The sequence below is a fragment of the Agrobacterium sp. NPDC089420 genome (assembly GCF_044900305.1).
Classification (GTDB): Bacteria; Pseudomonadota; Alphaproteobacteria; order Rhizobiales; family Rhizobiaceae; genus Agrobacterium.
The window spans coordinates 146,717-162,623 of the sequence record NZ_JBJDMY010000013.1; the positions used below are offsets into that span (position 1 = coordinate 146,717).

Annotated in this window: 16 protein-coding genes; 5 read left to right on the forward strand and 11 right to left on the reverse strand. The window is 62.8% G+C overall.

Features of this window, described 5'->3' with window-relative positions; translation table 11 throughout:
• Position 1: 1 nt before the first annotated feature.
• Both ACI2KA_RS19530 and ACI2KA_RS19535 read right to left on the reverse strand, forming a co-directional pair.
• Positions 2 to 295: a hypothetical protein gene (locus ACI2KA_RS19530; protein WP_404504116.1), complete on the reverse strand. Its 294-nt coding sequence runs from the start codon at positions 293 to 295 to the stop codon at positions 2 to 4.
• 126 nt (positions 296 to 421) lie between these two features.
• Positions 422 to 1,045 carry a hypothetical protein gene (locus tag ACI2KA_RS19535; protein WP_404504117.1) on the reverse strand — a complete coding sequence of 208 codons (624 nt, stop codon included), beginning with the start codon at positions 1,043 to 1,045 and terminating at the stop codon, positions 422 to 424.
• 202 nt (positions 1,046 to 1,247) lie between these two features.
• Here ACI2KA_RS19535 and ACI2KA_RS19540 point away from each other — a divergent pair, with 202 nt between their 5' ends.
• Together ACI2KA_RS19540 and ACI2KA_RS19545 are read left to right on the forward strand one after the other, a co-directional pair.
• Positions 1,248 to 1,979 carry a response regulator gene (locus ACI2KA_RS19540; protein ID WP_404504118.1) on the forward strand — a complete coding sequence of 244 codons (732 nt, stop codon included), beginning with the start codon at positions 1,248 to 1,250 and terminating at the stop codon, positions 1,977 to 1,979.
• The gene (locus ACI2KA_RS19545; protein WP_404504119.1) at positions 1,976 to 3,238 is read left to right on the forward strand and encodes an ATP-binding protein; all 1,263 of its coding nucleotides are present in this window, start codon (positions 1,976 to 1,978) and stop codon (positions 3,236 to 3,238) included. Before ACI2KA_RS19540 ends, ACI2KA_RS19545 begins: the two co-directional genes overlap by 4 nt.
• Positions 3,239 to 3,277: 39 nt before the next feature.
• On the opposite strand, the gene ACI2KA_RS19550 is transcribed toward ACI2KA_RS19545, so the two are convergent.
• The 6 genes from ACI2KA_RS19550 to kduI form a co-directional block, all read right to left on the reverse strand.
• Positions 3,278 to 4,372 carry a glycoside hydrolase family 105 protein gene (locus ACI2KA_RS19550; protein ID WP_404504120.1) on the reverse strand — a complete coding sequence of 365 codons (1,095 nt, stop codon included), beginning with the start codon at positions 4,370 to 4,372 and terminating at the stop codon, positions 3,278 to 3,280.
• 154 nt (positions 4,373 to 4,526) lie between these two features.
• Positions 4,527 to 5,405, reverse strand: coding sequence for an amidohydrolase family protein (locus ACI2KA_RS19555; protein WP_404504121.1), 879 nt, complete (start codon positions 5,403 to 5,405; stop codon positions 4,527 to 4,529).
• On the reverse strand, positions 5,402 to 6,538 hold the full coding sequence (locus ACI2KA_RS19560) for a D-galactarolactone cycloisomerase (protein WP_404504122.1): 1,137 nt from the start codon (positions 6,536 to 6,538) through the stop codon (positions 5,402 to 5,404). The genes ACI2KA_RS19555 and ACI2KA_RS19560 overlap by 4 nt, the downstream gene beginning before the upstream one ends.
• A 24-nt stretch (positions 6,539 to 6,562) precedes the next feature.
• Positions 6,563 to 7,474, reverse strand: a complete 912-nt coding sequence (gene kdgD, locus ACI2KA_RS19565; protein WP_404504123.1) for a 5-dehydro-4-deoxyglucarate dehydratase — start codon at positions 7,472 to 7,474, stop codon at positions 6,563 to 6,565.
• 112 nt (positions 7,475 to 7,586) lie between these two features.
• Positions 7,587 to 8,330 carry a 2-dehydro-3-deoxy-D-gluconate 5-dehydrogenase KduD gene (gene kduD, locus ACI2KA_RS19570; protein ID WP_404504124.1) on the reverse strand — a complete coding sequence of 248 codons (744 nt, stop codon included), beginning with the start codon at positions 8,328 to 8,330 and terminating at the stop codon, positions 7,587 to 7,589.
• Positions 8,327 to 9,151: a 5-dehydro-4-deoxy-D-glucuronate isomerase gene (kduI, locus tag ACI2KA_RS19575; protein WP_080820777.1), complete on the reverse strand. Its 825-nt coding sequence runs from the start codon at positions 9,149 to 9,151 to the stop codon at positions 8,327 to 8,329. The genes kduD and kduI overlap by 4 nt, the downstream gene beginning before the upstream one ends.
• A gap of 138 nt (positions 9,152 to 9,289) precedes the next feature.
• Between kduI and ACI2KA_RS19580 the strand changes: the two genes are divergently transcribed.
• The 3 genes from ACI2KA_RS19580 (at position 9,290) to ACI2KA_RS19590 (ending at position 11,294) form a co-directional block, all read left to right on the forward strand.
• Positions 9,290 to 10,087, forward strand: a complete 798-nt coding sequence (locus ACI2KA_RS19580) for an NAD-dependent epimerase/dehydratase family protein (protein ID WP_404504125.1) — start codon at positions 9,290 to 9,292, stop codon at positions 10,085 to 10,087.
• 108 nt (positions 10,088 to 10,195) lie between these two features.
• A complete protein-coding gene (locus ACI2KA_RS19585) occupies positions 10,196 to 10,933 on the forward strand; it encodes a FadR/GntR family transcriptional regulator (protein WP_404504126.1) in 738 nt (245 codons plus the stop codon).
• A gap of 43 nt (positions 10,934 to 10,976) precedes the next feature.
• Positions 10,977 to 11,294 (forward strand): cupin domain-containing protein, encoded by a 318-nt coding sequence (locus ACI2KA_RS19590; protein WP_003499912.1) that lies wholly within the window; start codon positions 10,977 to 10,979, stop codon positions 11,292 to 11,294.
• Positions 11,295 to 11,302: 8 nt separating this feature from the next.
• Here ACI2KA_RS19590 and ACI2KA_RS19595 read toward each other — a convergent pair whose 3' ends face one another.
• The 3 genes from ACI2KA_RS19595 to ACI2KA_RS19605 all read right to left on the reverse strand — a co-directional run bounded on the left by ACI2KA_RS19595 (position 11,303) and on the right by ACI2KA_RS19605 (position 15,903).
• A complete protein-coding gene (locus ACI2KA_RS19595; RefSeq protein ID WP_404504127.1) occupies positions 11,303 to 12,535 on the reverse strand; it encodes a M24 family metallopeptidase in 1,233 nt (410 codons plus the stop codon).
• Positions 12,536 to 12,769: 234 nt separating this feature from the next.
• On the reverse strand, positions 12,770 to 14,773 hold the full coding sequence (locus ACI2KA_RS19600; protein ID WP_404504128.1) for an aldo/keto reductase: 2,004 nt from the start codon (positions 14,771 to 14,773) through the stop codon (positions 12,770 to 12,772).
• A 44-nt stretch (positions 14,774 to 14,817) separates the two neighbouring features.
• Positions 14,818 to 15,903 carry an ABC transporter ATP-binding protein gene (locus ACI2KA_RS19605; RefSeq protein WP_404504129.1) on the reverse strand — a complete coding sequence of 362 codons (1,086 nt, stop codon included), beginning with the start codon at positions 15,901 to 15,903 and terminating at the stop codon, positions 14,818 to 14,820.
• Positions 15,904 to 15,907: the final 4 nt, after the last annotated feature.

The window sequence follows — 15,907 nt, forward strand, 5'->3', positions numbered from 1 at the left end:
GTTATTCGAAGAACGACACCGGCGTCATGTCGTGTTTCACGAGGATGAAACCTCTCTCGGCTTCGATCCATTCATAGGCGCTGGCGGCTTTTCCGGCCGCCGCCTTGCGGCATGCGCTGCGCAGACGCGCGGAACCTGCTTTGTCCCGTTGCCCCTTGGCGCAAACGGGCTGGCGCTGCCTGTCGTCCTGCCGCGACTTCGCCGCCGGCACGTCGACCGCCTTGTCCCTGGCCGCGACCGACCAGGCGAAGCTCAGACCGAAGGCCGTCGCCAGTACCAGGTAGAAATATCTCATCATCATCGTCCTGCTTGGAAATCACGCGGGGGATCGCAGGCGAGCGATCCCCCGGCTGCAGCCGTTGCCGGCTGATTTCCTCCTTTACTGGGGGGCAGATTAAAGGAGGAAACTTTAAAGAGCGCGTCAGCCCCGGTCCGCTTCCGGCGCCGGCGGCGGCATATCGCCATGCCGCGGCGCGAAGCGTCCGGCCTCTGGCGGCCCATGGCGCGGGCCGGGCGGCGGCATCAGGGCACGCTCGAGTTCGGCAAGCTTCAGCACCTGCTGCGGCGACAGTTTCGGCTTCAGCGTGGCGACGGCATCCTGCAGGGCCTTTGCCTGTTCCGCCTTCTGCGCCACGATGCCGGCCAGTTCCTCGCCCGCAAGACGCGGTTCGGGCTTTGCCTTGCCTTCATCCGGCGACGGCGGCAGCGGATTGCGCTCCGGACCCGGTGAAACGAGATCGATCAGCGCCGTGGCATAGGCGCGCCACGGGCCGAGCTGCTCGGGTGTGACGCCGAGATAGATTTCGGCGGCGGACAGTCTCGTCGCCAGCCCCAGAACATCCGGTCCGGGCATACCGCGCATATGCGGCGGCAGCGGACCGCGATCCGGGCCGCGTCCGGGGCCGAGATCAGGACCGGCAGGCGGCGGGGCGGCCTGTTCCGCCGCCTGCGGGGCGGCCATAGTCTGCTCCGCTGCCTGCACGGCGGCCGAAGCACCCAAAAGAGCTGTCGCGATGACGGCGGTGGCCAGTAGCGAGTGTTTCATCTTACCTTCCTTCCGTTTTCCAACATGAAAGGACGATAGGAGCGTCACGTTTCCGGCCTTGGTCCGAATGTTTCCGGTCTTCTTCCGCAAGGGGCCAATTTGTAACCGAATGTTGCCAGGAAGGCTGCGGAAAGCTTTCGTTGCAAAAAACCGCCGTTTCTTTTCGCCGCTTATGTATAGTGGCATCAAAAGGTTGAACGATATGACGACGGTTTCGGTGACACATATATTGATCGTTGACGACGATCCGGAAATACGGACATTGCTGGCGAAATATCTCGGCTCGCAGGGATTTCGCGTCTCGATGGCGGCTGACCGGCGTGAGTTCGAGGAGAAGATCGCCAGTTCCGATCCCGACCTCATCGTGCTCGACGTGATGCTGCCGGATGGCTCCGGCCTCGATATCTGCCGCGACCTGCAGGGTCGCCGGCCGCGCACGCCGGTCATTCTCCTGACAGCATTGAAGGAAGATGTCGACCGCATCGTCGGGCTGGAAATCGGCGCCGACGACTATCTCGGCAAACCCTTCAACCCGCGCGAACTGACGGCGCGCATCAAGGCCGTGCTGCGGCGCGCCACGCCGCAGGAGGCGCCGCGCCGCGCCTCCGCCGCCTATGGTTTTGCGGATTTCACCGCCGATCCGGAACAGCGCTCGGTCATCCGGGCCGGCGGCGAGAAGATCGAACTGACGGGGGCCGAGTTCGATCTGCTGAAGGTCTTTCTCGACAGGCCCGGCCGGCTTCTGTCCCGCGACCAGCTGCTCGATCTCACACAGGGCAAGGATCGCGGTCCCTTCGACCGCTCGATCGACGTGCTGATGAGCCGGCTGCGCAAGAAGCTCGACGCCGACAGCCGGACACCGATCTTCAAGACGGTGCGCAATGGCGGCTACCAGATGACGGTTCAGGTCAGAAGCCTGCCGGTGCAGCGATGAATTCGCTCCGAAACCGCATCGCGATCCTGCTGATCGCCTCCATCATCGCGGTCATTGCGCTTGCGACGGTGGTGGCAGACCGGACATTGCAGCCGCCGCCGCCCGATGCCACCATCGAGCCCCTGGCCCGCAGCCTCGCCTTTGCCGTGACCATGGCCGAGCGCGATCCCTCCCTGCAACAGCCGGGCTATTTCCGGATCGAACCGAAACCGCCGGAAGGCGATCTCGACGGCATGTTGTCGGAATTTCTGGAGAAGGCGCTGGCCCGGGTCGGAGAGCCGCGCACCGCGATGGTCATCCGCTCGCCGGGAAACCCGGCACCGGTGGCGGCGATCGCGCTCGAAAAAGACGGCTGGCTGGTCGCCGACATTCCGCATATGGGTCCGCCGCCGGGCGGCTGGAAGATTTTCGGCATGTGGATCGGGCTGATCATCCTCGGCAGCGCCGCAATCTCGGTCTTTGCCGCCAGCAAGATCACCCGCCCGCTCGACATGCTGGAAAACGCCGCAGCCAGTATCGGTCCGGACGGTTCGCTGCCGCATCTGCCGGAAACCGGTCCCGGTGAAATCCGCGCCACGGCGCGGGCGCTGAACGAACTCGCCAGCCGCCTGAAGGCGGCGATGGAAAGCCGCATGCGCCTTGTCGCCGCCGCCGGCCACGATCTCAGAACCCCGATGACCCGCATGCGGCTCAGGGCGGAATTCATCGAAAACGACGAAGAGCGGGCAAAATGGCTGGCGGACCTCGAGGAACTCGACGCCATTGCCGACAGCGCCATTCTGCTGGTGCGTGAAGAAGTCAGCCAGGACAGCATCAAGACGATCGATCTCGGCAGGCTTCTCGGGGAAATCGTCAGCGAACTTTCCGACCTCGGCCATGCCGGTGCGCTCGATTTCACCGAGCCCGAGGCGGCCATGACCATCAAGGCCGCTCCGCTCGCACTCAAAAGAGCATTGCGCAACCTCGTGCTTAACGCCGTCACCCACGGCAGGAAGGCGCATATCGATCTGACCGAGGACACAAGCGAAATCGTCGTGACGATCAGGGACGAAGGCCCCGGCATTCCGCAGGAGTTGATCGGACGGGTTTTCGAGCCCTTCTTCCGGGTTGACCTCGCCCGCCGCAAATCCGTTCCCGGCGTCGGGCTCGGCCTTGCCATCGCCAAGGAAATCATCGAGCGTTTCGGCGGAGCGATCACCATTGCCAACCACAAGAAACAGGGGCTCATCCAGACGGTGATCTTCGCAAGAACGGCATGACGAACCGCCGGAATGCGCCCGGCGCAGCGGCAATGCCCGTCACGCCAGGAGCAGGCTTTCGGCATGGGCCATCATCAACGGGCCGACACCTTTTGCATCGTCGCTGACGACCGGCTCGGTCAGGTAATAATCCGGCGAGCCATCACGATAATTGCCCTCGAAACCGCCGAGGCCGGCGACATGCACGATGCCGGTCAAACGGACAACGCCCTGTTCGTCCGCCCTGAGACGTGTCTCCAGCAGCGCCCTGAGGGCACGATGGCCCGCCGACAGGGCCACATGCGCCTCCCTGCCCTCCACAAGCTCCAGCCGCGCGGCACGCAGCAGGGCATAAGCGAACATGGCCGAAGCGGATGTTTCCTCGTAATTGCCGACGAGACCCGGCTTGTCGAACACCTGCATCCACAGGCCGTTTTCCGTCTGCCGCGCGACGATGCCGCGGAGAAGAAGACGCGCGCTGTCGCGAAGGCCGGCCGTGGCGCCATCTTCCGGCAGGATCACCAGGGCGTCGACAAGCGCCATGGCGAGCCAGCCGACGGCCCGAGCCCATATGGCCGGTGACTTTCCGCTCTCGGGATCGGCCCAGCGCTGGCCGCGACTGTCGTCGTAACCATGGACATAAAGGCCGCCCGCATCGGCGGTGAGCGCAAGCGCCGACGAAAACTGGCGCAATGCATCATCGATCAGATCGGTGCGGCCCTTTGCCAGCGCATATTCGATCTGGAAAGGCAGTCCCATATAAAGCCCGTCCAGCCAGACCTGATGCGGATAACGCTTCTTATGCCAGTAATTGCCGGCCGGGATGCGCGGATGGGTGGCCAGTTGCCCGGCCAGATGGTCCGCCGCGACACGATAGCGGCGGTCGCCGGTTTCCGCCGCCAGAGGAAGGAGGATGCGCCCGGCGAGAATATGGTCGATATTATACTCCTGCGGATCGTAACCGGTGAGCGTTCCGTCAGCCGAAATCTGGGCATCGGCCAGACGCCGGAGGTGATCGTTCCAGTTACCGTTACCGGTGGCCTGAAACAGAAGCTGCAAACCCCGGTAGATACAGCCATCCTCATAACACCAGCTGCCACCCTTGTAGGGTTGATAGCGATTTAGGAATTGATGAAAATAGTCAGTAGCTTGCATGGTTTTTCTCAACATTTTCCAAGCGAAGGGACGGCATTGACGTGCGCCGGACCGCAGCACCTTTGCCGGCGAGACCAGCCGCGAATGGATCGTGCAAAGCCTTTCGCCGGAAAGGACGACGGGAATCTCCCGTCCCCCGGCCGCCCGGATTGAACTATGCCGCCTTGAACGGCGGCAGCTTGAACAGCGCTTCAGGATTGTCCACCAGCGCGAGATGGCGCGCCGCCTCGTCCGGCAGCCATCCAAGGGTGAGTTCCGCAAGACGGGCATCATCCGGATAGGCTGCGGTCTCGCGAATGGAGTTGTGCGGCCAGTTGGTGCCCCAGACGATGCGCTCGGGCGCGTGGGCCGCAATCACGCGCGAGAAGGCGGCGACGTCTTGATAAGGCCAGTCCTCGCGCGCGCTCTCGTAGACGCCGGCGAATTTGAACCAGAGATTGCCGCGGTCGATGAGCTGCAGAAGGGCCGACATTTCCGGACCATCCGTTTTGATGCCGCTGAAGAACTTGCCATGGTGATCGAACACCCAGCGGGAGCGGATTGTCCGGAGACGCGGCAGATGATCGAGAAGCCGGTTGCCGTCGAACTGGACCGCCACCATCCAGTCGGCCGCATACGCCCGTTCATCCACGGCTTCCAGCTCGGACAGATTCACCGCGCCGCCTGGCAGATCCATGATACGCGCGCCGACGGCCCCGGCGGCGGCGAGGCTTTCCATGTCCTTCTCCGTCGTACCGGCATCGATGATGACCACGGCGCGCGCCGCATCGCCGATTTCGGCGACGCAGGCGAGCGTATTGGCGTTGTCGCGCTGGTGGGCGTTGCCCTGCGTGATGATGACCCGGTCAATGCCGAGCCATTGCATGAGCCTGCGATAATCGGCAGGCCCCGGAAGCGCGCCCGGCGGCAGGCCCGGTCCGCCCGGAAGGGCGGGATAGCCCGGCAGATAGAGATGCATCTGCGTGTCGACGGCGCCTTTCGGAAAGGCGGGGTTCGGCGCTATGCCCGTCAACTGGCGTTCAAGGGTGCTCATGCGTCCGGCATCCTGAATTGGATGAGGGCGTCACGGTCGATCTCGATGCCGAGACCCGGTCCGTCCGGAATGGCGACGACGCCGTTCACCGCTTCGATCGGCTGTTTCAGCACGGCCTGGCGGAAGGGATTTGGCGTGCGGTCGAATTCCATGATCGGCTCGATGGGATTGACGCGCACCGGATCGGGCGTCATCGCCGCCATGAATTGCAGGGCCGCCGCGATCTGCACGCCCGTACCCCAGACATGCGGCACGATACGCACGCCGTGCAGCGTAGCGAGCGTCGCGATCTTCTGCGTTTCGGAAAAGCCGCCGCAGCCGCAGAGATCGGGCTGGAGAATATCCACGGCGCCGGCGGAGAGCGCCTGCCACATGCCATGACGCCCATGCCAGGTCTCACCGCCGGCAACGGGGATCGGCTGGCCCGCCCGCACCCGCTGATAGGCATCGAGCTGCTCGGGAACCACCGGCTCCTCGAACCAGTCGATGCCGAATTCGGCGGCGCGCTTGCCGAGCGTGATGGCTTCGGTGACGGTATAACCATGATTGGCGTCGATCATCAGCCGCATATCCGGCCCGATCGCGTCGCGCACCGCGGCGATGACCTGAAGGTCTTCCTCGATGCCGAAACCGATCTTGATCTTGCAGGCGTGAAACCCTTGCGCATGCCGTTCCGCCATTTCGGCGGCGTTGTCGGAAACGCGGTCCACGCCATCGCGCTTGAAGCTGCCGGTGGCATAGGCGCGCACGCTTTCGCGCCAGCGCCCGCCAAGCAGCATGGAGATGGAAGCGCCGTAGTGCTTGCCCTTGATATCCCACAGCGCGATATCGATGCCGGAAAGGGCCGTGATGCTGAGGCCGCGCTGGCCCTGATCGCGCAGGGCATTATAAAGCACGGCCCAGATCTTTTCGGTCTGGCGCGGGTCCTGGCCGATGAGCCAGCCGGAATAAGCCTGAACCACGGCGGCGTTCGGTCGCGCCGGACCGAGGCATTCGCCCCAGCCGACGGTTCCGTCGTCGCACTCGATTTCGACCAGAATATGGGCGCGGCGGTCGAAGCGCATGGAAGCGCTTTCGAACGGCGTGTCCAGCCGGTGTTCGAGCAGATGCGTCCGCACCGCTGTGATCTTCATGGCTCCCCTCCCGTTTTAACGCGATCAGGCCTTGCGCTTGTGCGTGCCGATCAGGGCATCGAGCATGCCGACTTCCTCATTCGTCAGGTCCTTCAGCGGCGCGCGCACCGGACCGGCGTCGAAGCCCTGCAGACGAACGCCCGCCTTGATGGCGGAGACCGCATAACCCTTGGCGCGGTTGCGGATCGCCATGAACGGATAGAAGAACTCTTTCAGGATGCGTTCGCAGGTGGCGCGCTCGCCGGCACGCAGCGCCGCATAGAACTCGTTGGCAAGACCCGGCACAAAGTTGAAGACGGCCGAGGAATAGGTGGTGAAACCGGCGCCGAGATAGGCTTCGGCAAACAGTTCCGCCGTCGGCATGCCACCGAGATACATCAGGCGGTCGCCCATCTTGGCGGTGATCTGGCGAACGAGGCCGATGTCGCCGGTGCCGTCCTTGAAACCGACAAGGTTCGGGCATTCGTCGCAAAGACGCGCGAGCGTATCGGCCTGGAGCACGGAATTGTCGCGGTTATAGACCATGACGCCGATACCGACGGACTGGCATACCTTCTTGATGTGGGCGTAAAGGCCTTCCTGCGGCGCATCGATGAGGTAATGCGGCAGGAGCAGGATACCGTCCGCGCCGACCTTTTCGACGGAGCGGGCGATATCGACGGCGATATCGGTGCCGTAACCGCAGCCGGAAACGATTGCCGTTTCACCGGCCACCTCCTTGGCGGCGGCAACGATGGTCGGAATTTCATCCGGCTTCAGCGAGAAGAACTCGCCGGTGCCGCCGGCGGCAAACAGCACCGGCGCCTTGTAACCGGCAAGCCATTCGACATGTGCCCTGTAGCTATCGGCCGCAAAACGGCCCTCGGAATCGAAATGGGTGACCGGGAAGGAGAGCAGGCCGGAGCCAAGCGCCGCCTTGATTTGTTCAGGGTTCATAACCGAAATTCCTCTGCAAGTTCACTGACTGAAAGCCACCTAAACCGCTTGCCGTATATTTGTCAACAACTCATCATATATCTTGTATGATGAATTTCGAAACCGGCGCGCATCAGCGCGCCAGCCAGCCGCCATCGACATTGAGGATGGCGCCATGCACATAATCCGCCGCCGGCGACGCCAGGAACACCGCAGCGCCGGCGATATCTTCGGAATGGCCCCAGCGGCCGGCCGGAATGCGCTCCAGAATGGCCTTGTTGCGGGCGGCATCCGCACGCAGCGCTTCGGTGTTGTTGGTTTCGATATAACCCGGCGCAATGGCGTTCACATTGATGCCCTTGGCGGCCCACTCATTCGCCAGCAGCTTGGTGAGGCCGGCAACGCCGTGTTTCGCCGCCGTGTAGGACGGTACGCGGATACCGCCCTGAAAGGACAGGAGCGAGGCGATATTAACGACCTTGCCGGAGCGGCCTTTCGCCAGCAGTTCCTTCGCAAAGGCCTGCGTGGTGAAAAACAGCGCCTTGAGGTTTACGTCCATCACCTCGTCCCAGTCGAGCTCGGAAAACTCGACGGAATCGGCCCGGCGGATGATGCCGGCATTGTTGACGAGAATGTCGAAACCGGCGTCCGTAAAACTGTCCTTCGCCGCCAGCGGATCGGCAAAATCGATGAGCAGCGCACTCGCCTTGCCGCCCCCTTTTGCGATGATGTCCAAAGTCTCGTCCGGCGCCCGGCGGGCGGCGCAGACAACCTCCGCGCCGGCGGCGGCGAGCCCGACCGCGATCGCCTGGCCAAGGCCCGTATTCGCGCCGGTGACGAGCGCCTTGCGTCCTTCAAGCGAAAAGGGATTTTTCATTTCAGGTCCCCCGGCTGGATGAAGTCCATGTCGGTATAGTCGACATTGTCGCCGGCCATGGCCCAGATGAAGGTGTAAGATCCAATCCCTGCGCCCGAATGGATGGACCAGGGCGGCGAAATGGCGCCTTCCTCATTGGAAATGAACAGATGGCGGGTCTCCTGCGGCTCGCCCATCAGATGCAATACGCGCGACTTCTCATCCATGCCGAAATAGAGATAGGCTTCCATGCGGCGGTCGTGAATATGCGAGGGAATGGTGTTCCAGACGGATCCGTCCTCAAGCGTCGTATAACCCAGCACCAGCTGGCAGCTTTCCATCACGAGCGGATGGATGAACTGGTTGATGGTGCGCTTGTTGGAGGTTTCCGTCGCGCCGAGCTTGACCTCCTTGCTGTTGGCAAGCGTGACGAGCTTTGCCGGAAGACTGCGATGCGCCGGGCACGAGGTGATGTAGAACCGGCCGGCGCCGTCAAAGGTGACCGCACCGCTGCCCGCACCGAGGTAAAGCACGTCGCCGCGATTGAGCGTATAGGTCTCGCCGCCGGCACTGACGGTGCCGGTCTCGCCGATATTGACGATGCCCATTTCGCGCCGGTCGAGGAAAGACGGCGTCTTGGTTTCCTCCACCTTGTCCAGCGTCAGCGGCGCGCCGTTCGGCACGGCACCGCCCATCACGAAACGATCATAATGGGTGTAGATCAGCCTGATTTCACCGGAGCGGAACATGTCGTTTGCAAGGAAATGCCGGCGGAGCCCTTCGGTATCCAGTGTCTTTGCATATTCCGGGTTCACGGCCTGCCTTGTTTCGACGGTCAGCATCAAACTCATCCTTCATGATTGTTGCGTATGGCACATAATATATGTTATCCGCTTTTTGTACGATCTGTATGACAAGGTCAAGAGGCAGGGCATATCTGGACCGCATCTCGGGCGTGCCATGCGTTTAGGAGAATTGCAATGAAACGGCTTCTTGTTACCGGCGCGGCAGGCCAGCTCGGCCGCGTCCTGCGCGAACGCCTTGCATCGATGGCCGGGACATTGCGTCTTGCCGATCTCGCGCCACTCGATCCGGCAGGCCCGAACGAGGAATGTGTGCAATGCGACCTTGCGGATGCGCAGGCTGTGGACGCCATGGTCGCCGGCTGCGACGGCATCGTCCATCTCGGCGGCATATCGGTGGAGAAGCCCTTCGAACATATTCTTCAGGGCAACATCATCGGGCTTTATAATCTCTACGAGGCCGCCCGCGCCCATGGATTGCCGCGGATCGTCTTCGCCAGTTCCAACCATACCATCGGTTATTATCCCCAGACCGACCGGCTCGGTCCCGACGTTCCCTTCCGCCCGGACGGGCTTTACGGCGTCTCCAAATGTTTCGGCGAAAACCTCGCCCGCATGTATTTCGAGAAATTCGGACAGGAGACGGCGCTTGTCCGCATCGGCTCCTGCACGTCGGAACCCAATAATTACCGCATGTTGTCCACCTGGTTCTCGCATGACGACTTCGTGTCGCTGATCGCGGCGGTGTTTCGTGCGCCGGTGCTTGGCTGCCCGGTCGTCTGGGGCGCATCCGCCAATGATGCCGGCTGGTGGGACAATTCGCATCTCGGTTTTCTGGGATGGAAGCCCAAGGACAATGCCGAGGCCTTCCGGCAGGACATCGCTCGAACCGTCCCCAAGCCGGATCCCAACGATGCGATCGCGCGCTTTCAGGGCGGCCTTTTCGTCGACAATCCGATCTTCAAGGAGACGTGAGATGTCGCAGGGACCTGTGCTGCGCCGGTGGCGGGATTGCATGCCGGGCAGCGAATGACGTATCGAGGAACGGTGCACGCAACGCGATTTTTTAGAACGGCGACCAAGATGACAAAAGCGACGACTTCCGAACCGGCAGCTCCACAGGGCAGAACGCTTGTGGTGAAGGTTTCGGAGGAGATCCGCAGCCAGATCGCCAAGGGCCGCTACAAGACCGGCGACCGCCTGCCTTCGGAAGCGCAGATGACACAGGAATTCGGCGTCAGCCGCACGGTGGTGCGCGAGGCGATCGCGTCGCTGCGCTCCGACGGCCTGGTCGAGCCGCGCCAGGGCGCCGGCGTCTTCGTGCTCGAGCCGGCGCCGGCCGAGCGGCGTCCCTTCCACAATGTCGATCTCGCACGCGTTTCCTCGCTGATCGAAATGCTGGAGCTGCGCACCGCCGTCGAAGGCGATGCCGCCGGCCTTGCCGCCATTCGCCGTTCACCGGCGCAGGAGGAAAAGATCATCGAGGCCTTTGATGCCTTCCGCGCCAGCGCCGCCAAGGGCATTCCGACGGCAGAGGCCGATTTCGCCTTTCATCTGGCCGTGGCCGAAGCCACCAACAATCCCCGCTTCAGCGAATTTCTGCAGGTGCTCGGCCCGACCGTCATCCCACGCCGCGCGGTGGCCGGAAACGGCTCCGAGACGGTGCTGTCACCCGCCGATCTCAGCCGCCTCGTGGGCGAACACGAAGCAATCCTGATCGCCATACAGGACGGCAACGAGGAGGCGGCGCGCAGCGCCATGCGCAACCACCTGAAAAGCAGCCAGATGCGTTACCGCGCCATGCTGCGCGCGCCGCGCTGAAGGCGCCCGCCCCAACCGCATTGCATGACCGAGGAGACCCCAAATGCAACAGCTTCCGACATTCCCCACCGTTTCGCCTGACGATGGCGTCGAACGCACCGTGCTGTCCGAAGCCCCCGAACTGATGGTCGTGTCCTTCCGCTTCAAGACCGGCGCCGAAGGCAAGCTGCACAGCCATCCGCATGTGCAATCCACCTATGTCGCCAGCGGCAGCTTCCGTTTTTACCGTGACGGCGAGGCCTATGATCTTCAGAAAGGCGACAGCCTTGTCGTGCCCGGCCATATCGAACATGGCTGCCTGTGCCTGGAAGAGGGCGAGCTGATCGACTGCTTCACCCCGCGCCGCGACGATTTTCTCTGATCCGGCGCTCAGCCGCCGGATAAATCCCTGAGGGTGCGCGGCAGGCTGTTCATGCATTGTGCGCCGGATGGCGTGACGAAAAACTGATCCTCGATCATCAGCGCGCCCAGCCCCTCGCCATAAAATGGCGCTTCAAGCGCGACCACCATGCCGGGAAGAATGATCTCCTGATTGTCATGGGAAAAGAACGGCCATTCCTCGATGCCGACGCCGCCGCCGACGGCATGGCCGAAATGACCGCGATAATATTCGCTGAAGCCGTCCTTGCGCATCGAGGCCAGCATGGCGGCGTGCACGGCGCCGAACCTGTTGCCTGGGCGGAGCGCCTCCAGCCCGGCGGCGAAGGCGCCTTCCAGCGCCTTGAATATATCGGCCGCCAGCGGCGATACCGCTCCCCATGAGAAGGTTCTTGCGCCATCGGAGGAATAGCCGTCGACCAGCGTGCCGACATCGGCCTTGATCAGCGCTCCCGGCGCGACCGTCGCCGCCATGTCCGACAAGGCCGGACCTACCGATATGTAATCCCAATGTCCGCTCAGCGAAAAACCGGATGTCTGCGCATGCGCCTGCGCACCGGCCTTCCAAGCGGCGGAAAGCCGGCCAAGCGCCGCACCGGGCCGGACGGCGGCGGCCATTGCGACCAGCCCGGCCTCAGCCGCCGCCGCCGCTTGCCTTAAAAGCGCAATCTCGCGGTCGGATTTCACGGCGCGCAGACGGCGAAGCACGGTTGAACCATCGATCCAGTTCACATCGGGAAGCGCCTGACGCAGAGCGAAAAAATCGGCGGCGGGCATGAATTCAAGGTCCGCGCCGATACGCGCCGCAGACAGGCCGCGTTCCCGCAGCAGATCGGAGAGCAGGCCAAAACAGGCGGCGCGATCGAATGTCTCCGGTCTCGGGCCGCCGGAAGTCGTGAGGCGGTAGGCGTCGTCCACCTGCCTTGCGGTTTCCACTCCCGAAAGATCGACCATATCGATCCAGATGCGATGGCAGCGCAGATCGATATCCGGTGCGGCCTTCCTGACGAGCGGGGCGGCATGATCGCTGACGACGGCGGCAAGCCCGGCCGCCGCATCGGCCGGCACCAGGGCAATCACTGAGCCCGCCCTGCCCCACATCGCCGCTACGCCGGCCTGGGCGCCAACCGCATAACGGAAAGCTTCCGGCTGGAACAGCACCAGCGCATCGATATCCGCCTCCCGCATCAGCTGCTGCGCCCGGCTTCGGTCGATATCGCTCATGGGAACCCCGGTTATTCTCTGCCTGCCGTGTTTTACGGCGCGTTTTATGAAACTACGCTTTAGCAGTCGTCGGGAGAGGAAAGAAGGTGGAAGATGACATCTCCACCCCAAAGGTCGTCAGCTGAGGCGACCGCATGCCACTTGTTTCTTCTCCCCGGCAGGGGAGAAGAAACACGCCGCACCGCCTTGCCCTATCCGGCCAGGGGCGACGGAGAACCCGGGGCCTATGGCGGTTTACGCCTCCAGCCACGTCACCTGTTCGGCCGTCAACGCAATATCCAGTGCCGAAAGACTGTCTTCCAGCTCGGCGATGGTGCGCGGCCCGATCAGCGGGATGACCGGAAAAGGCTGGGCGATGACATAGGCAAGCGCGATGTGGATCGGGTGGCGGCCGAGTTTCCGCGCAAGTTCGATTGCCCGGTCGCGGCGGACGAAATTGCGGTCGGAATACCAGACGCGGACGATTTCCTCATCGTCATGCTTGTCCCGCCCTGCCCTGTCGGTGAAGAAACCGCGCCCCTGGCTGGACCAGGCGAAATTGGGGATCTGGCGCGATTGCAGCCATGCCTTCCATTCGTCATCCGATGCGGCAACGCAGCCCGCCCAGATGGGATCGAGCATTTCGGCGAGCGAAAAATTGTTGGAAAGCGCGCCCGGAGCCTGCTTGCGGTTCTTCTCCGCATAGGCGGCCGCCTCATCCATGCGTTCACGCGTCCAGTTGGAGCCGCCGAAAATGCCGCGAATGCGTCCGCGCCGGACTTCGGCATCCATGGCATCGACAAATTCGCCAACCGGAACGTCCGGATTGTCGCGATGCATGAAATAGGCATCGACATAATCCGTCTTCAGCCGTCCAAGCGACTGATCGAGCTGCTTTGCGATCATATCAGGATAGCAGAGCGGCGAATGCGCGCCCTTGCCGATCAGTACGATTTCCTCGCGCGGCACCTTGCGGCTGGTGTGCCAGTCGCCGAAAATCGCCTCGGTCCTGCCTGCGCCATAAACATAGGCCGTATCGAAGAGATTGCCGCCCGCCTCGTAAAAGGCGTCGAGCGTCAGGGATGCGGCGGCGAAATTGGGGAAGAATTCGAAACCGAGCGCGACCACGGAAGCGGGCTTGGCAAGGCCCGGTATCTGCCGCTTCGGCACTGCATTTCCGGCCACGACCTTGCCGCCGGCAATATTCGCGATGCGCGACGTTGCCTTTTCGACGCTGTATTCGAGGCCGACGGATGCGCGCCACTGATCCATGACACGGAGATTGCCAAGACTATCGGCCCAGGCCATGCCGGGTGCCGCGAATTCCTGTTTGCCCTGGCGGATCGCCTCGCCCGCCGCATCGACCTCGAAGGAATAAAGCCAGCGATCCTCCGGCAATTCGATGGTTTCGACCTTGTCGCCCCTGATGATATCGATCCTGCCGGTACCGCCCTTGTGGCCGGCGGCGAACCAGAAATCCTTGACCTCGATGCGGCCCTCTGAGCCGATGATGCGCAGCACATTGTCCTGCGCCGCCATGATCGAGCACGAGACTTCGGCGACGATGCCGTTTGCGAATTTCAGGACGGCCGAGGCCCATTCATCGACGCCCGACTGGCCGAGATGGGCCGCACCCGCCACTTTTTCCGGCTCGGCAAAAGGTTTTCCATCCACAGCGCCCGCGATCATCCGCACCATGGAGACCGGATAACCGCCGACATCGAGAATGCCGCCGCCCGCCATTTCATTGGCGAAAAGCCGGTGATCGGCCCGGAACGAGCCCATGTTGAAACCGAAACTGGAACGGATGATGCGGATATCGCCCACCGCACGGCTCCTGACCAGTTCGAGCAACTTCGCCGTCTGCGGGTGCAGGCGATACATATAGGCTTCGCCCGCGAAGACCCCCGCCTTTTTGGCTTCATGGAAAATGGCGTCAGCATCATAGGCGGACAGCGCGATGGGTTTTTCCACCAATACATTCTTGCCGGCGCGAATGGCCTTGATCGCCCATTCGGCATGGCCGGTATGGGGTGTGGCGACATAGACGGCATCGATATCGCGATCGGCAAGCAGCGCGTCGTAACCATGGATGATGCGCGCGCCGGCAAAGGCTTCGGCAAGACCGGGCTTGTCCGGATTGCGGGTGGCGATGGCCTCTAACCTGCCGGTGCGGGAATGGGCGATACCATCGGCAAACGTCCTGGCGATGGTGCCCGGGCCGATGATGCCCCAGCGGATCGATTGTGCGGTCGTCATGAAATCCTCGTCTTTCCTATGAGCATTGGTGCTTGGGAGAAGGGTCAGCGCAGGCGTTCGCCCTTGCTGTCGAAAAGGAACGCCTTGCGGGCGGAAAGGCCGACAGTCAGCCGGTCGCGATTGCCGACATCGCGCGATTCCGGCCGTTCGATGATAAGCTGCTCGCCGCCTTGCGCGCGGGCATAGACGTAGCTGGTATTGCCGAGATGTTCGGCGACATCGACATGAACGGTGAGATCGGCATCGCCGGCACCCGCATCGGCGAAATGTTCGGGCCGGATGCCGAGCGAAACCTTTGCGCCCTCGTTCAAACGGTCCTTTACGGGCAGGGTCAGCCGCACCGCGGGATCGCTGTCCAGCGAGAGCGTCACGCTCTCCGCGCCGCTGCCGATGATGGTGGCGTCGAGAAAATTCATTTTCGGTGAACCGACGAAACCGGCAACGAAACGGTTGGCGGGATCGTCGTAGAGATCGAGCGGCGCACCGACCTGTTCGATATTGCCCGCCCGCAGCACGACGATCTTGTCGGCCAGCGTCATCGCCTCGGTCTGGTCATGGGTGACATAAATCATCGTGGTGCCGAACTGCTTGTGCAGCCGCGAGATTTCCACGCGCATCTGAACCCGCAATTCGGCGTCGAGGTTCGACAGCGGCTCGTCGAACAGGAAGACCTGCGGTTCACGCACGATGGCGCGGCCGATGGCGACACGCTGGCGCTGGCCGCCGGAGAGCTGTTTCGGCCGGCGGTCCATCAATTCGTTGATCTGCAGGATTTCGGCGGCGCGGTTGACCCGCTTTTGCGTATCCGCCTTCGGGTTGCCGTTCATCCTGAGGCCGAAGGAGAGATTTTCGGCGACCGTCATATGCGGATAAAGCGCATAGGACTGGAACACCATGGCGATGCCGCGATCGGCCGGATCGGCGTCGCTGACCGTCTTGCCGCCAATCACGATATCGCCGCCGGAAATGTCTTCCAGCCCGGCGATCATTCTGAGAAGCGTGGATTTGCCGCAGCCGGACGGGCCGACGAAAACGACGAATTCCCCGTCCTCCACCTCCAGATTAGCGCCATGGACGACTTCCAGCGCGCCGTAACGCTTGACCACGTTCCTGAGCGAAAGTTCCGCCATGCGG

Excerpts from the sequence above, each read along its gene's own strand:
- kdgD (WP_404504123.1), bottom strand. The coding sequence starts at position 7,474 with ATGAACCCTGAACAAATCAAGGCGGCGCTTGGCTCCGGCCTGCTCTCC.
- ACI2KA_RS19535 (WP_404504117.1), bottom strand. The coding sequence starts at position 1,045 with ATGAAACACTCGCTACTGGCCACCGCCGTCATCGCGACAGCTCTTTTG.
- ACI2KA_RS19580 (WP_404504125.1), top strand. The coding sequence starts at position 9,290 with ATGAAACGGCTTCTTGTTACCGGCGCGGCAGGCCAGCTCGGCCGCGTC.
- kduD (WP_404504124.1), bottom strand. The coding sequence starts at position 8,330 with ATGAAAAATCCCTTTTCGCTTGAAGGACGCAAGGCGCTCGTCACCGGC.
- ACI2KA_RS19530 (WP_404504116.1), bottom strand. The coding sequence starts at position 295 with ATGAGATATTTCTACCTGGTACTGGCGACGGCCTTCGGTCTGAGCTTC.
- ACI2KA_RS19560 (WP_404504122.1), bottom strand. The coding sequence starts at position 6,538 with ATGAAGATCACAGCGGTGCGGACGCATCTGCTCGAACACCGGCTGGAC.
- ACI2KA_RS19545 (WP_404504119.1), top strand. The coding sequence starts at position 1,976 with ATGAATTCGCTCCGAAACCGCATCGCGATCCTGCTGATCGCCTCCATC.
- ACI2KA_RS19555 (WP_404504121.1), bottom strand. The coding sequence starts at position 5,405 with ATGAGCACCCTTGAACGCCAGTTGACGGGCATAGCGCCGAACCCCGCC.
- ACI2KA_RS19590 (WP_003499912.1), top strand. The coding sequence starts at position 10,977 with ATGCAACAGCTTCCGACATTCCCCACCGTTTCGCCTGACGATGGCGTC.
- ACI2KA_RS19550 (WP_404504120.1), bottom strand. The coding sequence starts at position 4,372 with ATGCAAGCTACTGACTATTTTCATCAATTCCTAAATCGCTATCAACCC.
- ACI2KA_RS19595 (WP_404504127.1), bottom strand. The coding sequence starts at position 12,535 with ATGAGCGATATCGACCGAAGCCGGGCGCAGCAGCTGATGCGGGAGGCG.
- ACI2KA_RS19585 (WP_404504126.1), top strand. The coding sequence starts at position 10,196 with ATGACAAAAGCGACGACTTCCGAACCGGCAGCTCCACAGGGCAGAACG.
- ACI2KA_RS19600 (WP_404504128.1), bottom strand. The coding sequence starts at position 14,773 with ATGACGACCGCACAATCGATCCGCTGGGGCATCATCGGCCCGGGCACC.
- ACI2KA_RS19540 (WP_404504118.1), top strand. The coding sequence starts at position 1,248 with ATGACGACGGTTTCGGTGACACATATATTGATCGTTGACGACGATCCG.
- ACI2KA_RS19605 (WP_404504129.1), bottom strand. The coding sequence starts at position 15,903 with ATGGCGGAACTTTCGCTCAGGAACGTGGTCAAGCGTTACGGCGCGCTG.
- kduI (WP_080820777.1), bottom strand. The coding sequence starts at position 9,151 with ATGCTGACCGTCGAAACAAGGCAGGCCGTGAACCCGGAATATGCAAAG.